Raw genomic sequence first — 25,584 nt, forward strand, 5'->3', positions numbered from 1 at the left:
AAATTACGATTGAGACACTCCGTCATTTTCCGGTTTGGCCTTTTTCATTACCATCAATGCGGTGGGAATGGCCAGGATACTTCCCCAAAATACATCCCATGACAATAGTTGCATGGTGATATTGATGGAAGTAAGTGAACGGGCGGTATCTATTGTTTCTTTTATAACTTCTTTGTTTTCTATCAGAGCCGGGGTGTTGGTCATCAGTTCGTCCCACAACTGGATGTAAGAGTTGATGATAAATCCATGATCGATGAATTGGAAATAGGCGTAGTGAGCCACAGCTACCAGCAGAGAAGCAAACATATACATAAATATGGTAAAGAGCATGGCATGTGAAAATTGGATACTTCCTCCGCAAATCTTATCCCGGTACATTTTCGCATAGTGATATCCGATGAAAGGTACGGATAATGTCAGGATTACAAATAAGAGCGAAAGGAAAGGTATGTGGAATCCCAGCGGAAATAATATGAACTTCAATATCCAGTAGATTCCCATATACGTGCCAAAATGCATGGCATATTTTTGTAAATAGCTTCTGTTCTCTGTCATCTTCATTTATAAATTGCGCACAAAGGTACAAATAATATCGGTTGGTAGGGGAAATCTGGTTGTTAAAGTTAATAAAGCAGAGGAAGTTGCTGTCTGAATATTTTTTTGCAATTTTAATTGCCTGAAATGTAGCCTGTTAGTCTTTTGTTAGTAAAAAAGTTGTCTGCAGCTATTGCAGAATACATAAAAATGTCTACCTTTGCAACCGCAAAACGGGTAAGTCCTATACGGCCAGCTCCCTTCGAATCCTCCAGGGCTTGATCGCAGCAAAGGTAGTTGGTTGTAGCGGCGCGATATAGATAGCTTACCCACCCGCCTCTTTAGCTCAGTTGGCCAGAGCACGTGATTTGTAATCTCGGGGTCGTTGGTTCGAATCCGACAAGAGGCTCAAAAAAGGATATATAACAAATCCAAGAAAAAAGCATTCAGGTATTAGTCTGGATGCTTTTTTATATATATTCGCATATTATCGAAATACACAGTTCCCTAATTGTTGTAATATCCCATTTTTAAGAAAAGCAAAGATTTACAGTTTCTTTTTGATTCATTATTGTTATTCATTCTTGTATATTATGCTCAGGATAGGAGCTGAGTAAAAGCATCACATTGGATAAATGGCGTTGCAATATTCCATGAAGTTGCTTGATGATATTTATATTCCCGGAGAGAAAAACGATGAATTGCAGTTGAGAGGCAATTTCTTGGTTCGTTTGTTTGCGTTCTTTACTTTCGATGTTATTTTGCATTAGATAAATGCCTAATGCTTTCTGAATATCGGCTATTCCCTTGTCCCATTCATGTTCGCCAAGTGTTTGAATGAAAGTACAATATTGCTTGAGCTTTTTGCTTAGCTTTTTTAAACTGTTGTATTCGGTGTCAATGGGAGGATTAATGTGCGCAGAGCGTATTATGTTTGACATCTGCAAATAATACGTTTTCATTCCATTTTCAGAATTGAATGTAGTCAGGATATACTGTTTCGTAGCTTCTGAAACCTCTTCCTGTAAGTCTTTTAATTGACTGTTTTCCATAATCATTAGAATTTAAAAGATGAATAATAGATTGATGGGAGAGGAAGAAGTGCTAATAAAAAAGCGGTTTCGCCTGTCCCATTGTCTAACATACCGACGGCAGGTTTAGAGGTGCATTAACACTCTCTATGGGGGGACGAAACCGCCCATATAAGAGTTCACATACGAACATAAAAATGCTCGCTGCGATAGTAGGCAGGTTTCCCCACCGTCTGTTAATATGTTAGACGTTGCAAATGTAGCCTTATTAATTCAATTCGCAAAATATTGGAGATATTTATTGATGCTTAGTGAAGCTAGTTTTCTTACAATGCAAAAAGATTTAGTGAATGGTTAATATGTAAAAATCCCCGGATAATCTAATTGTCCGGGGATGAATTATTCAAGTAAGAGAATATTGAATTATTTAATTCTCTTGTAACCATATACAGCCAAATCTCCCAGTTCCTCTTCAATGCGGAGTAACTGATTGTATTTAGCCATACGGTCTGAGCGGCTTAAAGAACCTGTCTTGATCTGTCCGCTGTTAGTAGCTACTGCGATATCGGCGATAGTAGCATCTTCTGTTTCACCCGAACGGTGAGAAGTAACAGTAGTGTATCCATGACGGTGAGCCATTTCGATAGCGTTCAGTGTTTCTGTCAGCGAACCGATTTGGTTTACTTTAATCAGGATAGAGTTGGCACAGCCTTTTTCGATACCCATTGCAAGGAAATCTACGTTGGTTACGAACAGGTCGTCACCTACCAACTGGCAACGGTTGCCGATGCGTTCGGTCAGCTTTTTCCAGCCTTCCCAGTCGTTTTCGCTCATACCGTCTTCGATGGAGTCGATAGGGAACTTGTTAATCAGTTCTTCCAGGTAGTCAACTTGTTCTGCGGAAGTGCGTTTCTTACCTTTTTCACCTTCAAACTTGGTATAATCGTAAATACCATCGTGGTAGAATTCGGAAGAAGCACAGTCCATACCGATCATAACGTCTTTGCCCGGTTCGTATCCTGCTGCTTTGATAGCGGCCAGAATAGAATTCAAAGCATCTTCCGTACCTTCGAGGTTAGGTGCGAAACCACCTTCATCACCTACAGCAGTGCTAAGGCCACGGTCTTTCAAGACTTTCTTTAAAGCGTGGAATACTTCAGCACCCATGCGCAGACCTTCTCTGAAAGAAGGAGCACCTACGGGACGGATCATAAATTCCTGGAATGCGATCGGAGCATCGCTATGTGAACCACCGTTGATGATGTTCATCATCGGTACAGGCATTACATACGTATTTGTTCCACCGATATAGCGGTATAGAGGAAGATCCAGATAGTTGGCAGCAGCTTTAGCTACGGCAAGAGATACACCGAGAATAGCGTTAGCACCTAAATTCGATTTAGTCTTAGTGCCGTCCAATGCCAGCATTGTGTAGTCGATACCTCTCTGATTGAGTGAAGACATACCAATCAGTTTCGGAGCGATGATTTTATTTACATTATCAACCGCTTTTTGTACTCCTTTTCCACCATAGCGCTGTTTGTCACCATCGCGAAGTTCCAATGCTTCGTGTTCACCTGTGGAAGCACCTGACGGCACAGATGCACGTCCCATAATGCCGGATTCCAATACTACGTCAACTTCTACTGTGGGGTTACCTCTTGAATCGAGAATTTCTCGAGCTACAATTTTTTCAATTTTCATCGTTTCTATTGTTTTTGAATAAGATTTCTGCAAAAGTACGGACTTGACGGGGAGTGAGAAATCACTATAAATAGGTATTCTTTTTGTGCCTATTCCCTATATGTCGTTAGTCCGACCTTATACTATAACAACGGGACGATGCTTTTTGTTTGAGTGCGGCGGGGTGAATTTGCAGGATTTTAATCTTCGATAATAACCCCTAACAGTGGAAGCAAATCCATTGCTTGCAGGGAAGTGATGACAGCCCCTTTCAGATCGCTGATGTTAAGCGTGATTCCGCTGATACGGGAAGTGCGCAAATCTATTCCGCGAAGCGGAGCGTGTGAAAAATCGGCTTCTACGAGATCGCAACTCTCAAATGCGACGGATGAAAAACGGCAGTCGTTCAGACTTCCGTTGCGGAGCTGGCTGTGTGCAAAACGTACCTGGTTCATTTTACTCATAGCCAGATTGATATAACCTGCGTTGCAGTCATGCAGCAAGACGTGATTCATCGTTGTTTCCGATAAATTGGTACCCAATAGTTTGCAGGAAATGAATTCTACCCGGTAGAGCGAACTTTCAGCAAAAGAAATGTTGGATAGGTCGCAGTTCTCGAACCTGACATCGCTCAGTTGAGAGGAACGGAATTTACATTCGCTGAATGTCTGATGCTGAAAGGTGCAGTTTTTGAAACTTTTGTAAGATTTGTCGATGCCTTCTTCTTTTCCTTTGCAGAATAAAAGATGAGAGACGGTTTCTTCTCTGTCGAGCCATTCCTGTAGGGTAATAGTACTGACTTCCTGTTCTTCCATCATGGGAGGAACAACGCGGACGGGTTTGGTTGGGTTTCTTTTAATCATGCCGTAAAGGTAGGATTTATATTCGAATTATTAAATCTGTTTTCCCACATATCCGCCGGCTAACGTTGCGGCTAATCCTATTCCTATACTTAATAATGTATATAGAACAAATGCTCCGTAAAATTCTCCTTTCAGCAGACCTACGCCATCACTGGAGAAAGTAGAGAACGTTGTGAAACCTCCACATAAACCCGTTGTCAGAAACAAACGGACCTCGAACGGAAGGTGGAATCGCTCTGAAAGAGCATAGAACAGACCGATGAGAAAACTGCCGAGAAGATTGACCGTGAAAGTGGCCCATGGAAAATGATAAGGGACGATTCGTTCGTGCATTAACAACTGGATAAAATAACGTAGTGCACTACCAGTTCCTCCACCGATAAAGATATAGATAACTTCTTTACTCATTTGATTGAAAGATTGATATTATTTGTAGGCGGCTTCAAAATCCTTTTCGAATTGTTGGAAGCCTCCGGGATAAACTAAGGTGTTGTGTCATATAAATAATAAAATGTTTGTTGATGTGATTGAGATAATAATCTGCAAATATAGAAAGATTATGCAATATTCATATTTAATCCTTTTAATTTAATCACCATAGACACTATATTTTTGGGGGGAGACAAAATGTGTTATCTGTTTTATTATTAAGTACTTATTTCGTTTTTGAATCTGTATTCCTCTATATTTTCTTTATAAAGAAAAACACTACTTGGATTTCCGGTCTATCTTTGCCATACGATTATTAACTAACTCATTTATATCATGAAGAACATGAAAATAGGAACTGCAATGTGGGTCTGCCTGTTGCTCTCTTTTTTCTTCGGCACATCAGCAAAGGCCGAAAGTATCACTTCTCCTGACGGACAATTAAAACTTAATTTCTCTGTCAACATGCAAGGAGAACCGGTGTATGAACTCTCTTATAAAGGAAAAGAGGTGATTAAACCTTCGAAACTGGGACTGGAATTGAAAAATGATCCCGGACTGATGAATGGATTCACTCTGGCCGATATTAAAACTTCTGCTTTTGATGAAACATGGGAACCGGTGTGGGGAGAGGTGAAATCGATCCGCAACCATTATAATGAAATGGCTGTTACCCTGAATCAAAAGGCGCAAGATCGTAATCTGATTATTTGTTTTCGTCTTTATAATGATGGCTTGGGGTTCCGCTATGAGTTCCCGCAGCAAAAGAATCTGAATTACTTCGTTATAAAAGAAGAACATTCGCAGTTTGCTATGGCCGGCGATCATACGGCATTCTGGATTCCAGGCGATTATGATACGCAGGAATATGACTATACCGAATCCAAGCTTTCAGAGATTCGCGGATTGTTGCAAGGGGCAATTACTCCAAATGCTTCTCAAACTCCTTTTTCACCAACAGGTGTGCAGACATCTTTGCAAATGAAGACAGCCGACGGGTTGTATATCAATCTGCATGAAGCGGCTTTGGTTGATTATTCTTGTATGCATCTGAACCTTGACGATCAGAACCTGATTTTTGAATCATGGCTGACTCCTGATGCAAAAGGGGATAAAGGTTATATGCAAACGCCTTGCCGTTCACCCTGGCGCACGGTGATTGTCAGTGATGATGCTCGTGATATTCTGGCTTCCAAATTGACTTTGAACTTGAATGAACCTTGTGCCTACGAAGATGTTTCCTGGATTAAGCCGGTGAAATACATCGGTGTGTGGTGGGAAATGATTACCGGAAAAAGTTCCTGGTCGTACACGGATGATGTTTATTCTGTGAAACTGGGACAGACGGATTATTCCCAAACAAAACCGAGCGGGCGTCATGCAGCCAATAATGACAAAGTGAAGCGTTACATTGACTTTGCTTCAGAGCATGGATTCGACCAGATCTTAGTGGAAGGCTGGAATGAAGGCTGGGAAGACTGGTTCGGAAATTCGAAGGATTATGTCTTTGATTTCGTAACTCCGTATCCTGATTTTGACGTGAAGATGCTCAATGCGTATGCAAAGGAAAAAGGAGTGAAGCTGATGATGCATCACGAGACTTCCGCTTCTGTACGTAACTACGAGCGCCATCTTGATAAAGCCTATCAGTTTATGATAGATAACGGATACAATGCTGTGAAGAGCGGGTATGTAGGTAATATTATTCCGCGTGGAGAACATCATTACGGACAGTGGATGAACAATCATTATTTATATGCGGTGGAAAAAGCGGCCGAATATAAGATCTGTGTAAATGCTCACGAAGCAACCCGTCCGACAGGATTATGTCGCACATATCCGAATCTGATCGGTAATGAATCGGCTCGTGGCACGGAATATGAAGCCTTTGCAGGGAATAAGCCGTTCCATACCACCTTGCTTCCTTTCACCCGTCAGATTGGTGGACCGATGGATTATACACCGGGTATCTTTGATACAAAACTTTCTTTCCTGTCAGGCGACCACAGTTTTGTACGTACAACTTTGGCAAAACAGTTGGCACTTTATGTAACGATGTACAGTCCTTTGCAAATGGCAGCCGACCTTCCGGAGAGTTACGAACGTCACATGGATGCATTTCAATTTATCAAGGATGTAGCCGTTGATTGGGATGACAGCAAGTATCTGGAAGCGGAACCGGGAGATTATATTACCGTAGCACGTAAGGCAAAAGGTACTGATAACTGGTTTGTAGGTGGTATCACCGATGAGAATCCCCGTACTTCTGCTTTTACACTTGATTTTCTCGAACCGGGAAAACAATATGTAGCTACTCTTTATGCTGACGGAAAGGAGGCGGATTTTGAAAAGAATCCTACTTCTTACCAGATAAAAAAAGGACTTGTTACAAACAAGAATAAGATGTCTGTGAAGCTGGCACGTAGCGGAGGATTTGCAGTAAGTTTGATTGAAGCAACTCCCGCTGACTTGAAAACGATCAAGAAATGGAAATAAGATTCCGGTAAAAAGATTGTTTCCGGATTCCCCGCTTTTTAATAAATATTAGTTGTGCTTCGCAAAGAAAACTAAAACTTTGCGGAGCGCTTTTTTTATAGGACGAATTCTTTTTTGTACTTTTGCGCCATCTTTTTTAAAACATCATCAATAAAGAGAACAACATGGGAGGTTTTTTCGGAACAGTCTCGAAAACTAGCTGCGTGACTGATTTATTCTACGGCACAGATTATAACTCACATCTGGGTACCAAGCGAGGAGGACTCGCAACATATAGTGAGGAAAAAGGTTTTATACGCTCCATTCACAATTTGGAAAGTACTTATTTCCGAACCAAGTTTGAAGGAGAACTGGACAAATTCAAAGGAAACGCCGGCATCGGCATCATTAGCGACACAGACGCACAACCTATCATCATCAATTCTCACCTCGGGCGCTTCGCCATTGTCACAGTCGCTAAAATAGTCAATATCCAGGAATTGGAAGAAGAACTTCTCAGTCAAAACATGCACTTCGCCGAACTTAGTTCGAGCAACACCAACCAGACGGAACTTATCGCATTACTTATTATACAAGGCAGAACTTTTGTGGAAGGTATCGAAAATGTGTTTAAGCACATTAAGGGTTCTTGTTCGATGTTGCTTCTGACGGAAGATGGTAGTATCATCGCTGCCCGTGACCGATGGGGACGTACTCCGGTGGTGATTGGAAGGAAAGACGGTGCTTATGCTGCAACGAGCGAATCGTCCAGTTTTCCGAATCTGGATTATGAGATTGAGAGATATTTAGGTCCCGGTGAGATTGTCCGTATGTATGACGATCATGTTGACCAGCTTCGCAAGCCCAATGAGGATATGCAGATTTGCTCGTTTTTGTGGGTGTACTACGGTTTCCCGACTTCTTGTTATGAAGGAAAGAATGTAGAGGAAGTGCGTTTCACCAGCGGATTGAAAATGGGACAGACAGATGAATCGGAAGTGGATTGTGCTTGCGGTATTCCTGATTCGGGAGTGGGTATGGCTTTAGGATATGCCGAAGGAAAGGGGGTTCCTTACCATCGTGCTATTTCAAAATATACACCGACATGGCCTCGTAGCTTCACTCCGAGCAATCAGGAGATGCGTTCGCTTGTTGCTAAGATGAAGTTGATTCCCAACCGTGCCATGCTGCAAAATAAACGTTTGTTGTTCTGTGACGATTCAATCGTGCGGGGAACTCAATTACGTGACAATGTGAAGATTCTGTATGATTACGGAGCAAAGGAGGTGCACATGCGTATCGCTTGTCCGCCATTGATTTATGCTTGTCCGTTTGTTGGTTTTTCGGCTTCTAAAAATGCATTGGAGTTGATTACCCGTCGTATTATCAAGGAACTGGAAGGGGATGAGAATAAGAACCTGGAGAAATATGCTACTACTGGTTCTCCGGAATACGATAAGATGGTTAGTATTATTGCAGAGCGTTTCGGTCTCAGTTCATTGAAGTTTAATACACTGGAAACGCTGATTGAGGCTATCGGATTACCTAAATGCAAGGTTTGTACACATTGCTTTGATGGTAGTAGCCATTTTTAAAGTAGTCAAATAGGATATTTAAGTATCCGGATAAAAGTATACAATAAAAAGAGCCGTGAATTGCTTTGTAATTCACGGCTCTTTTTTTACCTTTACGGCACTATAAACTATCAATTTGTAAATTGTAATTAGTAACTTGTAATTAAAACAATATGACTTTAGTAGACAGATTTTTAAAGTATGTAAGCTTCGATACACAATCTGATGAATCGACAGGGCTTACTCCAAGTACTCCGAAGCAGATGATTTTTGCTGAATACTTGAAAAAAGAGTTGGAATCTTTGGGATTGGAAGATATTACTTTGGATGAGCATGGCTATCTTTTTGCTACACTTCCTGCCAATATAGATAAAGAAGTACCCACTATCGGATTTATTGCCCACATGGATACAAGTCCTGATATGACAGGTAAAGATGTCACTCCGCGGATTGTGGAAAAATATGATGGCTCGGATATTGTACTTTGTGCTGAAGAGAATGTGATTCTTTCTCCGTCGCAATTCCCGGAATTGCTGGATCATAAGGGGGAAGACTTGATTGTAACCAACGGAAAAACGTTGCTCGGTGCCGACGACAAAGCGGGTATTGCGGAAATTATATCTGCGGTGGTTTATCTGAAGGAACATCCTGAAATCAAGCACGGTAAAATCCGTATCGGTTTCAATCCTGACGAAGAAATCGGTGAAGGTGCTCATAAATTCGATGTAGAGAAATTCGGTTGCGAATGGGGATATACGATGGATGGAGGTGAAGTAGGGGAGTTGGAGTTTGAGAACTTTAATGCTGCTGCCGCAAAAATAACCTTTAAAGGACGTAATGTGCATCCGGGATATGCCAAGGATAAGATGATTAACTCTATCTATCTTGCCAATCAGTTTATTACGATGCTTCCCTCACAGGAAAGACCGGAACATACGACCGGCTATGAAGGATTCTATCATTTGATCGGTATTCAGGGGGATGTGGAGCAAAGCACTGTGTCTTATATCATCCGCGATCATGACCGTGCAAAATTTGAGAACCGTAAAAAAGAGATAGAACGTCTGGTAGCTCAAATGAACGCTGAATATGGAGCTGGTACTGCGACACTCGAACTGCGCGACCAGTATTATAATATGCGTGAGAAAATAGAACCGGTAATGCACATCATCGATACTGCTTTTGCAGCTATGGAAGCCGTGGGTGTGAAACCGAATGTAAAACCGATTCGTGGAGGTACGGATGGTGCGCAGCTTTCTTTTAAGGGATTGCCTTGTCCGAATATCTTTGCCGGTGGTCTGAATTTCCACGGTCGTTACGAATTTGTGCCTATCCAGAATATGGAGAAAGCAATGAAAGTGATCGTAAAAATAGCAGAACTGGTGGCTTCCAAATAAAAAGACGGTAAGCTCCGGTAATACTTAATACCTGATACTTAAAACTTAATACTTTAAAATAATGAAAACCACTCCGTTTACAGAGAAACATATAGCACTTGGTGCTAAAATGCACGAGTTTGCAGGTTATAATATGCCTATTGAATACTCCGGTATCATTGATGAACACATAACTGTTTGTCAAGGTGTCGGTGTATTTGATGTATCGCACATGGGAGAATTTTGGGTGAAAGGACCGCAAGCGTTGGCCTTTCTGCAGAAAATAACATCTAACAATGTGGCGGCACTGGCTCCGGGTAAAATACAATATACTTGTTTTCCGAATGAGGATGGGGGGATTGTAGATGATTTGCTGGTTTATCAGTATGAACCGGAAAAATACATGTTGGTGGTGAATGCTTCCAATATGGAAAAAGACTGGAACTGGTGTGTTTCTCACAATACGGAGGGAGCCGAGTTGGAAAATTCGTCGGATAACATAGCTCAACTTGCTATACAGGGTCCGAAGGCTATTTCGGTTCTGCAAAAGTTGATGGATATTGATCTTGCTACTATTCCTTATTATACATTTAAGGTTGGAACGTTTGCAAGTGAAGAGAATGTGATTATCTCCAATACGGGTTATACCGGTGCGGGAGGTTTTGAGCTTTATTTCTATCCGTCTGCGGCTGATTCTATATGGAAGGCTATTTTTGAAGCTGGTGAAGAGTATGGCATTAAACCTATCGGTTTGGGTGCCCGTGATACGCTCCGGTTGGAAATGGGCTTCTGTCTGTATGGCAATGATCTGGATGATACGACTTCTCCGATAGAAGCCGGATTGGGATGGATCACTAAGTTTGTGGAGGGCAAGGATTTTGTCAACCGTCCGATGCTGGAAAAACAGAAAGCGGAAGGTGTTACCCGTAAACTGGTTGGCTTTGAAATGGTTGATCGCGGAATTCCCCGTCATGGCTATGAACTGGTGAATGATGAAGGCGAGAAAGTGGGAGTGGTGACCTCCGGTACGATGTCGCCTACCCGTAAGATTGGTATCGGTATGGGATATGTGAAACCGGAATATAGTAAGGTGGGTACGGAAATCTGTATCGATATGCGTGGTCGGAAATTGAAAGCTGTGGTAGTGAAACCGCCTTTTAGAAAGTAAAAAATAAGCTTGTTATTGTGTATAGCCCCGGATAAGTTACGACTCTATCCGGGGCTAACTTATTTTATGATGGTTATTGCAAAACATATTCGTAAATATGTTGTTTATCCCATAGAAATAATATAATTTTGTCATCAAATACGATAAAATAATGTCTCAATTACCTACTCTTATAGCTGACCTCGCACTTATATTGATTTGTGCCGGTGTTATGACTTTGTTGTTTAAGAAGTTGAAACAACCTCTGGTCTTGGGATATGTAGTTGCCGGATTTCTGGCAAGTCCGCATATGCCGTATACTCCTTCAGTGATGGATACTGCCAATATTAAGACTTGGGCGGATATTGGTGTTATTTTCTTGCTGTTTGCTCTTGGTTTGGAATTTAGTTTTAAGAAGATTGTCAAGGTGGGTGGTTCTGCCATCATTGCTGCCTGTACCATCATCTTTTGTATGATTTTGTTGGGAATAGGAGTCGGCATGGGTTTCGGCTGGCACAGGATGGACAGTCTGTTCTTGGGCGGTATGATTGCGATGTCGTCTACTACTATTATTTATAAAGCTTTTGATGATTTAGGATTAAGGAAGAAGCAGTTCACCGGACTTGTGTTGAGTATCTTGATTTTGGAAGATATTTTGGCTATTGTATTAATGGTGATGCTTTCCACTATGGCGGTAAGCCAACATTTTGAAGGTACCGAGATGTTGGAGAGTATCGGGAAATTATTGTTTTTCCTTATTCTGTGGTTTGTTGTCGGTATCTATCTGATTCCTGAATTCTTGAAACGCTGCCGGAAATTGATGGGAGAGGAGACTCTGCTTATTGTGTCGTTGGCACTTTGTTTCGGTATGGTAGTGATGGCGGCTCATACAGGATTTTCTGCTGCATTTGGTGCATTTATAATGGGATCTATTCTGGCGGAAACAATCGAGGCGGAATCCATAGACCGGCTGGTGAAACCGGTAAAGGATCTTTTTGGAGCTATCTTTTTCGTATCGGTCGGTATGATGGTGGATCCTGCAATGATTGTAGAATATGCCGTACCTATTATAGTTATTACTTTGGCTGTTATCTTGGGACAGGCCGTTTTTGGTACATTCGGTGTTATTCTCTCCGGAAAGCCTTTAAAGACGGCTATGCAATGCGGCTTTAGTTTAACGCAGATCGGCGAATTTGCGTTTATTATTGCTTCTTTGGGAGTCTCTTTGCATGTAACGAGTGACTTTCTGTATCCGATAGTGGTAGCGGTTTCTGTGATTACTACTTTCCTGACTCCTTATATGATTCGTTTTGCCGAGCCGGCTTCTACTTTTGTGGATGCTCATCTTCCGGAATCATGGAAAAAAATAATGATGCGTTATTCTTCCGGTTCGCAAACAGCTCTGAATCACGAGAATTTGTGGAAGAAGCTAATCTTGTCAATGGTACGTATAACAGTTGTTTATTCAATTGTCAGTATGTCGATTATTGCACTTTCTTTTCGTTTTGTCGTGCCATTCTTTAAAGAGAATCTGCCTCATTTCTGGGCATCATTGTTGGGAGCGGTATTTATCATTCTGTGTATTGCTCCTTTCTTGCGTGCCATTATGGTGAAGAAAAATCATTCGGTTGAGTTTATGACCTTATGGCATGACAGCCGTGCCAACCGCGCACCGCTGGTATCGACAATCGTGATTCGTATTATGATAGCGGCACTTTTTGTTATCTTTGTTATTTCCGGATTATTTAAGGCGTCTATCGGATTGATTATTGGAGTGGCTGTACTTGTTGTATTGTTGATGGTATGGTCTCGCCGTTTGAAGAAGCAATCGATATTGATTGAACGTCGTTTCTTTCAGAATCTCCGTTCCAGAGATGTACGTGCAGAGTATCTGGGAGAGAAAAAGCCGGAGTATGCCGGTCGTTTGTTGTCGCATGATTTGCATCTTGCCGATATGGAAATTCCGGGTGAATCCAGTTGGGCGGGAAAGACATTGATGGAGCTGAATCTGGGGAAGAAGTTTGGAGTTCATGTTGCTTCTATTCTTCGTGGAAAGAGGAGGATTAATATCCCCGGTGGTTCTGTCCGCCTGTTTCCGATGGATAAGATACAGGTGATAGGTACAGATGAACAATTAAGTGTGTTTAATGAGGCGATGCAAAACGGAGCGAAGATAGACTGGGAGGTCTATGAAAAGAGCGAGATGGCTTTGAAGCAGTTTATCATTGACAGTGATTCTGTTTTTCTGGGTAAAACGATTCGTGAATCGGGTATCCGCGACAAATATCATTGTATGATAGCCGGTGTTGAAAGTGAAGACGGTACACTGATGGTTCCTGATGTAAATGCTCCACTCGAAGAAGGCGATGTTGTTTGGGTGGTAGGCGAAAAAGAGGATGTGTACCAATTAGTCGATCAAAAAAACGAAAAAGTACAAGCAGGATAAGAATGGAATACTTATTTTTGCAACGATAAAAACTTAAAATAATAATATCATGAAGAGTGATCCGAAAGAATGTCTGTATTGCCAGAACAATGAAACGCTGCATAATCTGATGATTGAGATTGCGCAATTGAGTGTGTCACGTGTGTTTTTGTTTAAGGAACAAACCTACCGTGGACGTTGTCTTGTTTCTTATAAAGACCATGTGAACGATTTGAATGAATTGAGTGATGAAGATCGTAATGCTTTTATGGCAGATGTAGCGCGTGTCACTCGTGCCATGCAAAAAGCTTTCCAGCCGGAAAAGATTAATTATGGTGCTTACTCGGATAAATTGTCTCATTTGCATTTTCATTTAGCACCTAAATATGTGGATGGACCTGATTATGGAGGTATATTCCAAATGAACCCGGGAAAGGTTTATCTGACTGATGCAGAATATCAGGAATTGATTGATGCTGTTAAGGCAAACCTATAAACGGTAAATTTTGCGGGGTGCCCTGAAAGGGCTTAATTATATAGCGTAGGGCAACGCCCTACGAAAAAACGGTAATCTGAATTTGCGCCCTGAAAGGGCATAATTGTATACAGTTCCGCCCTTTCAGGGCTTGTGGCTGGTGTGTTTTTTTCGTAGGGCGTTGCCCTACGCTATATAATTAAGCCCTTTCAGGGCACCCCCAATAAATATATAATTGTAAGGCTTTCAGCCTAACCGATAAATTCTCATTTAACCGCTAAATTCCCATTTATTATTCTTCACTGTCAAAATCGAAATCAAAGTCGAAATCATCCATGAACTCCGGAGTTGTAAATTCTTCCAGTTCCCGACGATCTTTCTTGGTCGGACGTCCGGTTCCACGTGCACGGTCTACGAATCCGCTGATTTTACTCATTTCAAGCAGTTCGTATTGATCGGGAGTAGTTACGTTTTCCATCATTTCCGATACAAGTTTGGCTCCCACACGTTTTTCAATAGTTTGTAATACCTTGAATGAATAAGTGATAGGCGGTTTCTTCACCTGAATAACGTCTCCCGGTTTTATCATACGGGCAGCTTTGGCTAGAGAACCGTTGATGGTAATACGTCCTTTTTTGCAGGCTTCTGCTGCAATCGTACGTGTCTTGAAGATGCGGACAGCCCACATCCATTTATCTATTCTTGCTTCGGCCATTTTAGTTAGTTGTTTAGTGATAAGCAATTCGTTGGTTAGTATCAGTTGACGTTGTCATTTATCGCTAACCGTTCATTGCTATCTTTATTTTTATAGGACTAGTCTATTATTTTTTATTGAACTGGTTCATCGTGATGTCAATACCGGCGAGACAGAAACTTTTTATAATTTCCCCTGCCATCTCCAGTCTTTCATCCATTGTTTTCCAATCTTCGTCAGTGAAGTGTCCGAGTACATAATCAACCTGTCCGCCACGTGGAAAATCATTTCCGATACCAAATCGCAGGCGGGCATAGTTTTGAGTGCCCAGAATAGCGGCGATATGCTTCAATCCATTATGTCCTGCATCACTCCCTTTTCCCTTCAGGCGTAAAGTTCCAAAGGGAAGAGCCAGATCATCTACTACGATCAGTACATTTTCCAATGGAATATTTTCTTTCTGCATCCAATAGCGAACGGCCAGTCCGCTTAGGTTCATAAAAGTCGATGGCTTAAGCAAAATCAACTGGCGTCCTTTGATAGAAAAGCTGGTAGTGAATCCATATCGTCCATCCATAAAAGGAGGAGCGTTATTGATTCTAGCCAATGCTTCTACTGTCATGAATCCGATATTATGTCGCGTTTCATGATATTCGGGACCAATGTTTCCCAGTCCGACAACTAAGTATTTTATCATCGTATTTCCGTAAAACAGTTCATTAATATAGAAAGAGAAACGCAGATTAATACAAATTAATGCAGACTGAACATCTGCTTTAATCTGCATTAATCTGCGTTTGAAGTATATCTCTTTACAGGGATAATCTCAATTACTTACCAGCGGCTGCTGCTGCACCTCTTGCTGCACGAGTCAACTTAACAGCACATACAACGGCTTCTTTTGCACTAATCAGTTCAAGACCTTCGAAGCTCAATTCGCCAACTTTAACAGTCTTACCCAAGCCCAGGTGAGAAACGTTAACGGTCAACTTTTCAGGAATTACATTGTACAAAGCTTTCACTTTGATCTTACGCATCTGCAGTGCAAGTTTACCACCGGCTTTCACACCTTCTGCAAGACCTTCCAATTGTACAGGAACTTCCATTACGATAGGTTTAGCTTCGTCAATTTGATAGAAGTCAACGTGTAGGATAGTATCTTTTACCGGGTGGAACTGAATATCTTTCAGGATAGCGTTTACTTTTTTGCCATCGATAATCAGGTCTACAACGTAGATGTGCGGAGTATAAACCAAGTTACGAAGTCCTTCGTTAGTCACTGTGAAGTGAACTACTTCATTACCTCCGTAAAGTACACAAGGTACACCACCGTTTTTACGAATTTCTTTCAAAGCTCTTGCTTGTTCTGAAGAGCGTTCTGCAATTGTTCTTGCAGTTCCTTTTACTTCAATTGATTTCATTTCTTTAAAAAATTGTGTTACTCTAAATTAAGTTAGTTTGCTTAATTCACCATCACACGATGTGGATTATCACACGATGTTGCAAAAAAGCGGTGCAAAAGTACATCTTTTTTTTGAAATATCAAAGAGTTACTTTCTTAAAAGTCAATATCAATCTTAATTTCGCTCTCCAATTTGTTTTCCCGGGCTTCTTCGATTGCTTTCCGTTCATTTTCTTCATCAGCTTCGATGTTCAGGCGGGCGATATATTCGTTTGCGTCGCTGCACTCAATGAAATTGACTGCTTCTTCGAGTCCTGCCATAAACTTCTGAAAGTCTTCCCTATATAGGAAGATTTTGTGTTTCTCGAAACTAACTTGAGAATCATCGCCTTCTCCCGTTATCACTTTTTTGCTCTCTGTAATAGCCAGGAACATTTCATCTTTACGATTCTTTTTTACGTCGAGGTAATAGATGCGTTTACCTGCCTTAATGGACTTGGAGAATACGATCTCCTTATCATTCATGTCTGCGCTCATTTTCTTTTTTAAATCTTCCATATCTTTCGGTCCGTTTATAATCGGCTTCAAAATTGGATATTTTTTTTAAACTGTCAAAAGAAAAAGCGCAGAGAATCAAATACTGCATTAAAAAATGTGATTTATTAGTGGAAACTCATTAAAAATATCTACTTTTGCAGTTCGATAACAACAGTATTAATTTGAATTATGATCAACAGAGTTCTTATTCGTCTTAAGATTATACAGATAGTATATGCCTATTATCAGAATGGCAGCAAAAATCTAGACTCAGCGGAGAAAGAGTTATTCTTTAGTCTTTCAAAGGCGTATGACCTTTACAACTATTTGTTAATGCTGATGATAGCATTGACAGAGTATGCACAAAAACGTATTGATGCGGCAAAAGCTAAATTGGCACCTACGACAGAGGAATTGTATCCCAACAGGAAGTTCGTAGATAACAAGTTTATTGCTCAATTGGAAGTCAATAAACAATTGACGGAGTTTATAGCTAATCAGAAAAGAACCTGGACAAACGACCAGGATTTTATCAAAGAGCTTTATGAGAAAATTGTAGAAACCGATATCTATAAAGATTATATGGCTTCTGATGACAACTCATACGAAGCTGATCGTGAACTGTGGAGAAAAATCTATAAGACATACATCTTTAATAATGATTCTCTTGACCAGGTATTGGAAGACCAGAGTCTGTACTGGAATGATGATAAAGAAATTGTAGACACGTTCGTCTTGAAAACAATCAAACGCTTTGATGAAAAGAAGGGTGCCAACCAGGAACTGCTTCCGGAATTTAAGGATGACGAAGATCAGGAGTTTGCACGTCGTCTGTTCCGTCGCACCATTTTGAATTCTGACTATTACCGTCATTTGGTGAGTGAGAATACAAAAAACTGGGATTTGGACCGCATCGCATTTATGGATGTAATCATTATGCAGACTGCATTAGCAGAAATTCTTAGTTTCCCGAACATTCCGGTCAGTGTTTCGTTAAATGAATATGTAGAGATTGCGAAGTTGTATAGCACAGCTAAAAGCGGTAGCTTTATCAACGGTACGCTGGATGGAATAGTTAATCAATTAAAAAAAGAAGGTAAGTTGACTAAAAACTGATACCTTTGTCCATATAGTAGAAACTAAAACAGATTATTTATGAACGTATTGACTGTATTATTGCAAGCTCCTGCCGGTGCTGCCGGAGGTGGAAGTATGATGTGGATCATGCTGATAGCTATGTTTGTTATCATGTATTTCTTTATGATCCGTCCTCAAAATAAGAAGCAGAAAGAAATAGCTAATTTCCGTAAATCTCTTCAGGTAAATCAGAATGTGATTACTGCAGGTGGTATCCACGGAACAATCAAGGAAATTACTGACGACTATATAGTACTTGAGATTGCTTCTAATGTAAAGATTAAAATAGACAAGAATTCTATATTCGCTGATGCTTCAGCGGCTAGCAATCAGTCTAAATAAATAGTTGGTAAATAAATGCCTATGTTTGATCGTAGGAATATAAAATATACATATTTAAAACTATCTAAGAAAATTAAGGATTTTCTGCTCAGTGATAAGAGCAGAGAGTTCTTAATTTTTTTATTTTTCTTTCTGATAGCCGGTGGATTCTGGTTGCTTCAGACGCTCAATAATGATTATGAAGCGGAGTTTTCTATCCCGGTGCGAATGAAAGATCTTCCTAACAATGTAGTGTTGACTTCGGAACCTCCTTCCGAACTTCGTGTTCGAGTGAAAGATAAAGGGACAGTGCTTCTCAATTATATGTTGGGGAAAAGTTTCTTTCCGGTCAATCTAGGTTTTCTTGATTATAAAGGAAAAGATAATCATGTGAAAATTTATGCTTCCGACTTTGAGAAAAAAATATTAAGCCAACTGAATGTATCCTCCAAAATCCTATCGATCAAGCCGGATACATTAGAATATATCTATTCCGAAGGAAAGTCCAAGCTGGTTCCTGTTCGTTTTCAGGGGAAAGTGACAGCCGGACTTCAATATTATGTATCTGACACCATTTGTAAGCCGGACTCTGTATTGGTTTATGCTCCGGAAGGAATTTTGGATACTATAACAACTGCATATACTCAAAATATAACTTTGGAGAATATATCTGATACAACCCGGCGACGAATTCTGCTGACTTCTGAAAGAGGAGTGAAGTTTGTTCCGGCTTCGGTAGAAATGACTTTCCCGGTGGATATTTATACGGAGAAAACGGTCGAAGTGCCATTACATGGAGTTAATTTTCCGGCAGATAAGGTGTTACGTACTTTTCCTTCCAAAGTTCAGATTACTTTTCAAGTGGGCTTAAAACGGTTCCGCAGTATAAAAGCAAGCGATTTTATCATCAATATCTCTTATGAAGAATTGCTGAAGCTTGGCTCTGATAAATATACGGTTAAATTGAAGTCGTTTCCAAGTGGAATAAATCAAATACGTATTGTTCCCGAGCAAGTGGACTTCCTGATAGAACAAATTACTTCTAATGGCGATTAAGATTGGCATAACCGGTGGCATTGGTAGTGGAAAAAGTGTTGTTTCCAGGCTACTCGAAATAATGGGAATACCTGTCTATATATCAGATATAGAAGCAAAGCGAATTACACAGACAGATCCGGTGATTCGCCGGGGGCTTTGTGATCTGGTTGGTCAGGATGTGTTTCAGGGTGGAGAGTTGAATCGTTCTTTGTTGGCTTCTTATATGTTCGGTCATCAGGAGCATGTGCGGAAAGTGAATGAGATTATTCATCCGCAAGTGAAAGAAGATTTCCGTCAATGGGCTGCCCGGTTGAAAAGTGAACTGCTGGTGGGTATGGAGTCTGCAATACTGGTGGAGGCTGGTTTTAAGGATGAAGTTGATTTTCTGGTTATGGTATATGCGCCGCTGGAAGTGAGAGTGGAACGTGCTGTAAAGCGGGACTGTTCGTCAAGAGAACTGGTGATGAAGCGTATCGAAGCTCAAATGAGTGATGAAGTAAAGAGAAGCCATGCCGATTTCGTGATAGTGAATGATGATGAAACACCGTTAATTCCACAGGTTTTGGAGCTTATTTCTTTGCTATCTAAAAATAATCATTACCTTTGCTCCGCAAAAAATAATTAATAAATAAAAGGATATATACTATGTTGAAGACTATCTTGTCTATCTCAGGTAAACCGGGATTATACAAACTTATTTCGCAAGGAAAAAATATGTTGATTGTTGAATCAGTCAATGCTGAGAAGAAACGTTTCCCCGCTTATGGTAATGAAAAAATTATTTCTTTGGCCGATATAGCAATGTATACGGACGATGCAGAAGTGCCTTTGTATGATGTGCTGGAAGCTATAAAAGAGAAAGAGAAATCAGCGCAGGCTTCTATCGACCCGAAAAAGGCTACTCCTGAACAATTGCGTGAATACTTGGCTGAAGTATTACCAAACTTTGATCGTGAACGCGTATATGTAGCAGATATCAAGAAATTGGTAGCTTGGTATAACATCTTGATTTCTAATGGAATCACAGAATTTAAACCGGAAGGTGAAGTTAAGGAAGAAGCAGCTGCAGAATAATCTGTACCGTTTATTTAATCAAAAATAGAGAACATGATAAGCATTTTAAATGCTTATCATGTTTTTTCGTATAAACACTTGTATGTTCAGAAAAAAATTAGTATTATTTGGGTAATCTTTTACTAAAATAAATATCTTCTACTTATATTGTAAATAATGATGCTTTTTTATGTATCTTTGTCGCTGTTCACTATTCTTGGGAATAGCAGTAGTGAACGGTGAATAACAATAGAGAACAAAAGCGTTATAAAGATATTATTCAAGACTTGAGATCTGGACAATATTGAACTACTTAGGAATAATGTTTAAACGCTCGTGTTCTGCCATGTATGTAAATATGTGGTTGAACATTAGTTGTTTTGCATGATTTAGCTAGTAGATGTCTAAAGCGTCAAGGGGGGGATAATTGTAGTAAGTTCCCACGCTTTTTATTTTTAATAGCCTTCTAGGGGAGCAGACGGTTTTTGATATAGGGTATGGAGACAATAACAAATAAAGAAGTAAACGTCCGTTTGGACAATGAAAAAGGGACATTATGCCTGACAGGTTTGTTGGCAGGTACAATGGTATTCCTTTACGATTCACAGGGAGAATTAAAAGGCAAACATAAATTTGCTTTGCCTTCATTGACTATGGAAATCCCTCAACAGGGTACCTATGTTTTGGTAATGAGCCATCCGAATTGCCAACCGGAAGTCCGGAGATTTACATATTCAGGGATATAAATAATACCGGTATGCTTCTTATCAAGCATACCGGCATTCTATTTAAATGGAAACTCTTAATTTCTGAATACCAATCCGTCTCCACCAGCGTCAACGGTAATTGCTTTGCTGCGGTCGACTTCTTGGGAAAGTAACTTTTTGGATAGATCGTTCAATAGATAACGTTGAATAGCCCTCTTTACCGGACGAGCTCCAAATTCTGGATCATATCCCACTTGAGATAAGAAGTCCAATGCTCCTTCCGTCAGTTTCAGTTCCACTCCGTTTTCGGCAAGCATTTTCTGAACTCCCTTGATTTGTAAGAGTACGATCTGCTTGATTTCCTTTTCATTCAATGGTAAGAACATGATCGTTTCATCAATACGGTTCAGGAATTCCGGGCGAATCGTCTTTTTCAACATATTCATGACTTCCTTCTTCGTTTCTTCAATCACTTCTTCTTTATTGGAACCGTGCAACTTCTCCATCTGACTTTGTATATAAGAACTACCCATATTCGAAGTCATGATGATGATTGTATTTTTGAAGTTGACCACCCTTCCTTTATTGTCAGTCAGTCGTCCGTCATCCAATACCTGTAACAGGATATTGAAAACATCCGGATGAGCTTTTTCTATCTCGTCAAACAGGACAACAGAGTAAGGTTTCCGACGTATAGCTTCTGTCAGCTGACCGCCTTCATCATATCCTACGTATCCCGGAGGCGCTCCGACTAAACGGGAAACACTGTGCTTTTCCTGATACTCGCTCATGTCGATACGAGTCATCATCGTTTCGTCATCGAACAGGAATTCTGCCAATGCCTTCGCCAGTTCGGTCTTACCTACACCGGTGGTTCCGAGGAAAATGAACGAGCCAATCGGACGTTTCGGATCCTGTAATCCGGCACGACTACGGCGCACGGCATCTGCCACGGCTTCAATCGCTTCATCCTGACCGATTACACGTTGATGAAGTTCCTCTTCCAAGTGCAATAGTTTATCCTTTTCACTTTGCAGCATCTTGCTGACAGGAATACCTGTCCAACGGGAAACAACATCGGCAATGTCCTCAGCATCTACCTCTTCCTTAATCATGGCTTTATCGCCTTGCATATCACGTAGCTGCTTTTGAGTATCTTCTATCTCTTTGTCCAAAGCCTGAAGTTTACCGTAACGGATTTCGGCTACTTTACCATAGTCACCTTCACGTTCAGCTTTTTCTGCTTCAAATTTAAGATTCTCTATCTCAACCTTATTCTGCTGGATTTTATCCATCAGTGTTTTTTCACTCTGCCATTTGGCTTTAAAGGACTTTTCCTGTTCTTTAAGTTCGGCAAGCTCCTTACCGATGATTTCCAGTTTCGGTTTATCGTTTTCACGTTTAATAGCTTCCCGTTCGATTTCCAGCTGCTTGATTTTGCGGGAGATTTCATCCAGTTCTTCAGGAACAGAATCTACCTCCATACGCAGTTTGGCTGCAGCTTCATCCATCAGGTCAATGGCTTTATCCGGCAGGAAACGATCGGTAATATAACGGCTACTCAATTCGACGGCTGCAATGATGGCATCATCTTTGATACGCACATGGTGATGGTTCTCGTAACGCTCTTTCAGTCCACGAAGGATAGAAATAGTACTCACGTTGTCCGGTTCATCCACTTGTACGATTTGGAAACGACGCTCCAAAGCTTTGTCCTTTTCGAAGTACTTTTGATATTCGTCGAGGGTTGTTGCTCCGATAGAACGTAATTCTCCACGAGCTAAGGCAGGTTTTAGAATGTTTGCAGCATCCATGGCGCCTTCACCCTTTCCGGCTCCTACCAGTGTATGAATCTCATCAATGAACAGAATTATATCACCTTCTGATTTCTTCACTTCATTGACAACTGATTTCAGTCGTTCTTCAAACTCACCTTTATACTTTGCACCGGCAACCAGTGCTCCCATATCCAATGAATAGACCTGTTTGTTTTTCAGGTTTTCAGGTACATCTCCTCGAAGGATACGATGTGCCAAGCCTTCTACGATTGCTGTCTTACCAGTTCCCGGTTCACCGATTAGAATCGGATTATTCTTTGTACGGCGGCTCAATATCTGGAGTACCCGGCGGATTTCTTCATCACGTCCAATTACAGGATCCAGTTTTCCGCTACGGGCAGCTTCGTTCAGGTTGATAGCGTACTTTTCCAATGATTGATAAGTATCTTCACTAGATTGTGACGTTACTTTTTCTCCTTTCCTCAACTCGCTGATGGCATTGCGTAATTCTTTTTCCGTCATACCGGCATCTTTCAAGATAGTGGAGACGGTACTTTTCACAGTCAGCAATGCTAGTATGATATGCTCTAATGAAACAAACTCATCGCCCATTTCTTTAGAATACTGTGTTGCTTTCTGCAATACTTCGTTAGATTCACGACTCAGATACGGTTCTCCGCCGGATACTTTTGGCAGGGAGTCGATCTGTTTGTCGACAACAAGAGCTACCTGCTGTCCGTTCATGCCAAGTTTCTGGAAGATGAAGTTAGTGACATTTTCACCCACCTTCATTACTCCCTGCATGATGTGGACAGGTTCAATGGCTTGTTGTCCCCGGCTTTGTACCAGGTTCACGGCCTCCTGTACCGCTTCTTGAGATTTGATGGTAAAATTGTTAAAGTTCATATCTTTGTTCTCCTTTCTTATTTCACGTTTTTAATAACACCTAAGAGGGCGCAAAAGATTTGCCAAGTATAAAAATATGACAAAATAGCATGAGTATTAAGGAGTTAAAGGACAAAATGACCTTTTTATCTGGGAGTAACTGACGAATTTGCTATAAAATATCATTTGTTACCTGATACGCTTGTTTGTGTAATCTTAGCCTGTGATGAAAGAAAATAAATATTGAAAAGTGGATAAATAAAAGTATTGTAGTATCTTTATCCGCTGTAATAATATAGATGGTATATGAGTGATAAGCCCCAAATAAAACTTGCTGAAGCAGTGGTGTTGATTGACGCTGCTTTTTTGAATTTTGTAATAACAGATATAAAAGGATATTTTGAAGAAACTTTGCATCGTTCTTTACAAGAGATAGACCTTTCGATGTTGACCACCTATATAACCTTGGATGCAGGGATTACAGAAGGGAAGAACGAGGTGCAATTTCTTTTTGTGTATGATAAAGAATCCAGTCGATTGCAATATTGCCAACCTTCCGATTTGCAGGAAGAATTGAATGGAGTTGCGTTTCAGAGCCCTTATGGTGAATATTCTTTTGCCAGCGTTCCGTCGGAAGGAATGGTGTCAAGAGAAGATTTGTTTTTGGATTTACTCTCTATCGTTTCCGATTCGGCAGACGTGAAAAGGATGATCGTTATTTCTTTCAATGAGGAGTATGGAAAGAAAGTGACTGATGCTTTGCATGAAGTGAAAGGCAAAGAGGTCATTCAATTCCGTATGAATGAGCCCGAACTTCCGGTGGATTATAAATGGGATATGCTGGCTTTCCCTGTCATGCAGGCGTTGGGGATAAAAGCGGAAGAATTGCAATAACTATTGTGCTTTTATTCTTTCTGTAATTCATTATTCGTCATTGATTTCTTAACTGTTAATCATAATTGCCGTGTCCGATTTTCGTTTAAAAGTATTTCAGAGCGTAGCGAAGAATCTAAGCTTTACGAAGGCTTCGCAAGAATTGTTTGTCAGTCAACCTGCTATCACCAAACATATTCAGGAGCTGGAGACTTACTATCAAGCTCGTTTATTCGACCGTCAAGGGAGCAAAATCTCACTGACTAAGGCCGGAGAATTGCTGCTGAAACATAGCGAGAAAATCCTGGACGATTATAAACAATTAGAATATGAGATGCATCTGTTGCATAATGAATATATCGGCGAACTGAAATTGGGGGCCAGTACTACGATTGCGCAATATGTACTTCCTCCTCTGTTAGCGAACTTTATAGCCAAGTTTCCGCAAATCAATCTTTCTTTGATTAATGGAAATTCCCGGGGAGTGGAAGCTGCCTTGCAAGAGCATCGGATTGATTTGGGACTGGTCGAAGGGATCTTCCGCTTACCTAATCTGAAATATACTCCATTTTTGCAAGACGAACTGGTTGCCGTGGTGCATACACAGAGTAAATTAGCTGTCACGGATGAGATTACTCCGGAAGATTTGCTGAATATTCCTTTGGTTTTGCGGGAGAGGGGCTCCGGTACATTAGATGTGTTTGAACGTGCCTTATTGCAACATAATCTCAAACTTTCTTCTTTTAATGTATTGATGTATCTCGGTAGTACAGAGAGTATCAAGCTTTTTTTGGAACATACGGACTGTATGGGAATTGTTTCTATCCGTTCGGTGCATAAAGAGCTTGTAGCTGGCAATCTCCGTGTAGTCGAAATAAAAGGAATGCCGATGCTGCGCGAATTTAACTTTGTACAGCTGCAAGGGCAGGAGGGAGGATTGTCACAGGTGTTTATGCGTTTCGCCGGACATCATAGTAAAAGCCTGTAAGTTTGTCTTTTTCTCTCGTGCAATCGCTTCTCCAGAATAAGAAAAATGATTTTCATTTCTCATATTCTCATAATTATTTTATAATAATCTTATAACCAGATAATTACTGAATGGGAAACGTTTTGAGAAAGCCTATTTCTCATAGTTTCTTTAGTGAAA

General features: G+C 40.7%; 24 protein-coding genes and 1 tRNA gene. 15 read left to right on the top strand and 10 right to left on the bottom strand.

Annotated elements, in window-relative coordinates; genetic code table 11:
* Positions 1-3: 3 nt before the first annotated feature.
* A complete protein-coding gene (locus KQP79_RS06825; protein ID WP_015532571.1) occupies positions 4-561 on the bottom strand; it encodes a DUF4199 domain-containing protein in 558 nt (185 codons plus the stop codon).
* Between the two features lie 308 nt (positions 562-869).
* On the opposite strand from KQP79_RS06825, the gene KQP79_RS06830 reads away from it, so the two are divergent.
* A tRNA-Thr gene (locus KQP79_RS06830) sits at positions 870-943 on the top strand.
* A 169-nt stretch (positions 944-1,112) separates the two neighbouring features.
* On the opposite strand, the gene KQP79_RS06835 is transcribed toward KQP79_RS06830, so the two are convergent.
* The 4 genes from KQP79_RS06835 to crcB all read right to left on the bottom strand — a co-directional run bounded on the left by KQP79_RS06835 (position 1,113) and on the right by crcB (position 4,519).
* Positions 1,113-1,586: a hypothetical protein gene (locus KQP79_RS06835; protein ID WP_008644435.1), complete on the bottom strand. Its 474-nt coding sequence runs from the start codon at positions 1,584-1,586 to the stop codon at positions 1,113-1,115.
* 402 nt (positions 1,587-1,988) lie between these two features.
* Positions 1,989-3,269: a phosphopyruvate hydratase gene (gene eno, locus KQP79_RS06840; protein WP_138343591.1), complete on the bottom strand. Its 1,281-nt coding sequence runs from the start codon at positions 3,267-3,269 to the stop codon at positions 1,989-1,991.
* 179 nt (positions 3,270-3,448) lie between these two features.
* Complete coding sequence (locus tag KQP79_RS06845; RefSeq protein WP_008644437.1) at positions 3,449-4,111, bottom strand: pentapeptide repeat-containing protein; 663 nt, start codon at positions 4,109-4,111, stop codon at positions 3,449-3,451.
* A gap of 30 nt (positions 4,112-4,141) precedes the next feature.
* Positions 4,142-4,519 carry a fluoride efflux transporter CrcB gene (crcB, locus tag KQP79_RS06850; RefSeq protein ID WP_004309778.1) on the bottom strand — a complete coding sequence of 126 codons (378 nt, stop codon included), beginning with the start codon at positions 4,517-4,519 and terminating at the stop codon, positions 4,142-4,144.
* Positions 4,520-4,876: 357 nt separating this feature from the next.
* On the opposite strand from crcB, the gene KQP79_RS06855 reads away from it, so the two are divergent.
* The 6 genes from KQP79_RS06855 (at position 4,877) to KQP79_RS06880 (ending at position 14,033) form a co-directional block, all read left to right on the top strand.
* Positions 4,877-7,036 carry a glycoside hydrolase family 97 protein gene (locus KQP79_RS06855; RefSeq protein ID WP_004309779.1) on the top strand — a complete coding sequence of 720 codons (2,160 nt, stop codon included), beginning with the start codon at positions 4,877-4,879 and terminating at the stop codon, positions 7,034-7,036.
* Between the two features lie 164 nt (positions 7,037-7,200).
* The gene (locus tag KQP79_RS06860) at positions 7,201-8,610 is read left to right on the top strand and encodes an amidophosphoribosyltransferase (protein ID WP_004302052.1); all 1,410 of its coding nucleotides are present in this window, start codon (positions 7,201-7,203) and stop codon (positions 8,608-8,610) included.
* A 152-nt stretch (positions 8,611-8,762) separates the two neighbouring features.
* Complete coding sequence (gene pepT, locus KQP79_RS06865; RefSeq protein ID WP_074557092.1) at positions 8,763-9,986, top strand: peptidase T; 1,224 nt, start codon at positions 8,763-8,765, stop codon at positions 9,984-9,986.
* Positions 9,987-10,047: 61 nt separating this feature from the next.
* The gene (gene gcvT / locus KQP79_RS06870) at positions 10,048-11,133 is read left to right on the top strand and encodes a glycine cleavage system aminomethyltransferase GcvT (RefSeq protein WP_008644440.1); all 1,086 of its coding nucleotides are present in this window, start codon (positions 10,048-10,050) and stop codon (positions 11,131-11,133) included.
* 151 nt (positions 11,134-11,284) lie between these two features.
* Positions 11,285-13,558: a cation:proton antiporter gene (locus tag KQP79_RS06875; RefSeq protein WP_008644441.1), complete on the top strand. Its 2,274-nt coding sequence runs from the start codon at positions 11,285-11,287 to the stop codon at positions 13,556-13,558.
* A 49-nt stretch (positions 13,559-13,607) separates the two neighbouring features.
* Positions 13,608-14,033 carry an HIT family protein gene (locus KQP79_RS06880; RefSeq protein ID WP_004302057.1) on the top strand — a complete coding sequence of 142 codons (426 nt, stop codon included), beginning with the start codon at positions 13,608-13,610 and terminating at the stop codon, positions 14,031-14,033.
* A gap of 271 nt (positions 14,034-14,304) precedes the next feature.
* On the opposite strand, the gene KQP79_RS06885 is transcribed toward KQP79_RS06880, so the two are convergent.
* The 4 genes from KQP79_RS06885 to KQP79_RS06900 all read right to left on the bottom strand — a co-directional run bounded on the left by KQP79_RS06885 (position 14,305) and on the right by KQP79_RS06900 (position 16,666).
* Positions 14,305-14,727, bottom strand: a complete 423-nt coding sequence (locus tag KQP79_RS06885; protein ID WP_008021285.1) for an RNA-binding S4 domain-containing protein — start codon at positions 14,725-14,727, stop codon at positions 14,305-14,307.
* A 106-nt stretch (positions 14,728-14,833) separates the two neighbouring features.
* Positions 14,834-15,400: an aminoacyl-tRNA hydrolase gene (gene pth, locus KQP79_RS06890; RefSeq protein ID WP_032811507.1), complete on the bottom strand. Its 567-nt coding sequence runs from the start codon at positions 15,398-15,400 to the stop codon at positions 14,834-14,836.
* Between the two features lie 136 nt (positions 15,401-15,536).
* Positions 15,537-16,127, bottom strand: coding sequence for a 50S ribosomal protein L25/general stress protein Ctc (locus KQP79_RS06895; protein ID WP_004309786.1), 591 nt, complete (start codon positions 16,125-16,127; stop codon positions 15,537-15,539).
* Between the two features lie 137 nt (positions 16,128-16,264).
* Positions 16,265-16,666: a PUR family DNA/RNA-binding protein gene (locus KQP79_RS06900; RefSeq protein WP_004309787.1), complete on the bottom strand. Its 402-nt coding sequence runs from the start codon at positions 16,664-16,666 to the stop codon at positions 16,265-16,267.
* 168 nt (positions 16,667-16,834) lie between these two features.
* Between KQP79_RS06900 and nusB the strand changes: the two genes are divergently transcribed.
* The 6 genes from nusB to KQP79_RS06930 all read left to right on the top strand — a co-directional run bounded on the left by nusB (position 16,835) and on the right by KQP79_RS06930 (position 20,940).
* Positions 16,835-17,761: a transcription antitermination factor NusB gene (gene nusB, locus KQP79_RS06905; protein ID WP_004313974.1), complete on the top strand. Its 927-nt coding sequence runs from the start codon at positions 16,835-16,837 to the stop codon at positions 17,759-17,761.
* Positions 17,762-17,800: 39 nt separating this feature from the next.
* Entirely contained in the window at positions 17,801-18,124 is a 324-nt protein-coding gene (gene yajC / locus KQP79_RS06910) for a preprotein translocase subunit YajC (protein ID WP_004302063.1), read from the top strand.
* Positions 18,125-18,145: 21 nt separating this feature from the next.
* Entirely contained in the window at positions 18,146-19,159 is a 1,014-nt protein-coding gene (locus tag KQP79_RS06915; RefSeq protein WP_061447728.1) for a CdaR family protein, read from the top strand.
* A complete protein-coding gene (coaE, locus tag KQP79_RS06920; protein WP_061447630.1) occupies positions 19,149-19,766 on the top strand; it encodes a dephospho-CoA kinase in 618 nt (205 codons plus the stop codon). The genes KQP79_RS06915 and coaE overlap by 11 nt, the downstream gene beginning before the upstream one ends.
* 20 nt (positions 19,767-19,786) lie before the next feature.
* Positions 19,787-20,215 carry a DUF5606 domain-containing protein gene (locus KQP79_RS06925; protein ID WP_004302066.1) on the top strand — a complete coding sequence of 143 codons (429 nt, stop codon included), beginning with the start codon at positions 19,787-19,789 and terminating at the stop codon, positions 20,213-20,215.
* 476 nt (positions 20,216-20,691) lie between these two features.
* Positions 20,692-20,940: a hypothetical protein gene (locus KQP79_RS06930; protein WP_004309790.1), complete on the top strand. Its 249-nt coding sequence runs from the start codon at positions 20,692-20,694 to the stop codon at positions 20,938-20,940.
* A gap of 56 nt (positions 20,941-20,996) precedes the next feature.
* Here KQP79_RS06930 and clpB read toward each other — a convergent pair whose 3' ends face one another.
* Positions 20,997-23,585: an ATP-dependent chaperone ClpB gene (gene clpB / locus KQP79_RS06935; protein ID WP_004309791.1), complete on the bottom strand. Its 2,589-nt coding sequence runs from the start codon at positions 23,583-23,585 to the stop codon at positions 20,997-20,999.
* A gap of 285 nt (positions 23,586-23,870) precedes the next feature.
* On the opposite strand from clpB, the gene KQP79_RS06940 reads away from it, so the two are divergent.
* Entirely contained in the window at positions 23,871-24,458 is a 588-nt protein-coding gene (locus KQP79_RS06940) for a DUF6621 family protein (protein WP_004309792.1), read from the top strand.
* 70 nt (positions 24,459-24,528) lie between these two features.
* On the top strand, positions 24,529-25,425 hold the full coding sequence (locus KQP79_RS06945) for a LysR family transcriptional regulator (protein WP_004309793.1): 897 nt from the start codon (positions 24,529-24,531) through the stop codon (positions 25,423-25,425).
* Positions 25,426-25,584: the final 159 nt, after the last annotated feature.

Origin of the sequence: Bacteroides sp. DH3716P (assembly GCF_025914115.1) — a bacterium.
In the GTDB taxonomy this organism is placed as follows: Bacteria; Bacteroidota; Bacteroidia; order Bacteroidales; family Bacteroidaceae; genus Bacteroides; species Bacteroides ovatus.

Bases quoted from the DNA above. Each gene is read 5' to 3' on its own strand.
- KQP79_RS06825 (WP_015532571.1), bottom strand. From the start codon at position 561: ATGAAGATGACAGAGAACAGAAGCTATTTACAAAAATATGCCATGCAT.
- KQP79_RS06835 (WP_008644435.1), bottom strand. From the start codon at position 1,586: ATGGAAAACAGTCAATTAAAAGACTTACAGGAAGAGGTTTCAGAAGCT.
- eno (WP_138343591.1), bottom strand. From the start codon at position 3,269: ATGAAAATTGAAAAAATTGTAGCTCGAGAAATTCTCGATTCAAGAGGT.
- KQP79_RS06845 (WP_008644437.1), bottom strand. From the start codon at position 4,111: ATGATTAAAAGAAACCCAACCAAACCCGTCCGCGTTGTTCCTCCCATG.
- crcB (WP_004309778.1), bottom strand. From the start codon at position 4,519: ATGAGTAAAGAAGTTATCTATATCTTTATCGGTGGAGGAACTGGTAGT.
- KQP79_RS06855 (WP_004309779.1), top strand. From the start codon at position 4,877: ATGAAGAACATGAAAATAGGAACTGCAATGTGGGTCTGCCTGTTGCTC.
- KQP79_RS06860 (WP_004302052.1), top strand. From the start codon at position 7,201: ATGGGAGGTTTTTTCGGAACAGTCTCGAAAACTAGCTGCGTGACTGAT.
- pepT (WP_074557092.1), top strand. From the start codon at position 8,763: ATGACTTTAGTAGACAGATTTTTAAAGTATGTAAGCTTCGATACACAA.
- gcvT (WP_008644440.1), top strand. From the start codon at position 10,048: ATGAAAACCACTCCGTTTACAGAGAAACATATAGCACTTGGTGCTAAA.
- KQP79_RS06875 (WP_008644441.1), top strand. From the start codon at position 11,285: ATGTCTCAATTACCTACTCTTATAGCTGACCTCGCACTTATATTGATT.
- KQP79_RS06880 (WP_004302057.1), top strand. From the start codon at position 13,608: ATGAAGAGTGATCCGAAAGAATGTCTGTATTGCCAGAACAATGAAACG.
- KQP79_RS06885 (WP_008021285.1), bottom strand. From the start codon at position 14,727: ATGGCCGAAGCAAGAATAGATAAATGGATGTGGGCTGTCCGCATCTTC.
- KQP79_RS06895 (WP_004309786.1), bottom strand. From the start codon at position 16,127: ATGAAATCAATTGAAGTAAAAGGAACTGCAAGAACAATTGCAGAACGC.
- KQP79_RS06900 (WP_004309787.1), bottom strand. From the start codon at position 16,666: ATGGAAGATTTAAAAAAGAAAATGAGCGCAGACATGAATGATAAGGAG.
- nusB (WP_004313974.1), top strand. From the start codon at position 16,835: ATGATCAACAGAGTTCTTATTCGTCTTAAGATTATACAGATAGTATAT.
- yajC (WP_004302063.1), top strand. From the start codon at position 17,801: ATGAACGTATTGACTGTATTATTGCAAGCTCCTGCCGGTGCTGCCGGA.
- KQP79_RS06915 (WP_061447728.1), top strand. From the start codon at position 18,146: ATGTTTGATCGTAGGAATATAAAATATACATATTTAAAACTATCTAAG.
- coaE (WP_061447630.1), top strand. From the start codon at position 19,149: ATGGCGATTAAGATTGGCATAACCGGTGGCATTGGTAGTGGAAAAAGT.
- KQP79_RS06925 (WP_004302066.1), top strand. From the start codon at position 19,787: ATGTTGAAGACTATCTTGTCTATCTCAGGTAAACCGGGATTATACAAA.
- KQP79_RS06930 (WP_004309790.1), top strand. From the start codon at position 20,692: ATGGAGACAATAACAAATAAAGAAGTAAACGTCCGTTTGGACAATGAA.
- clpB (WP_004309791.1), bottom strand. From the start codon at position 23,585: ATGAACTTTAACAATTTTACCATCAAATCTCAAGAAGCGGTACAGGAG.
- KQP79_RS06940 (WP_004309792.1), top strand. From the start codon at position 23,871: ATGAGTGATAAGCCCCAAATAAAACTTGCTGAAGCAGTGGTGTTGATT.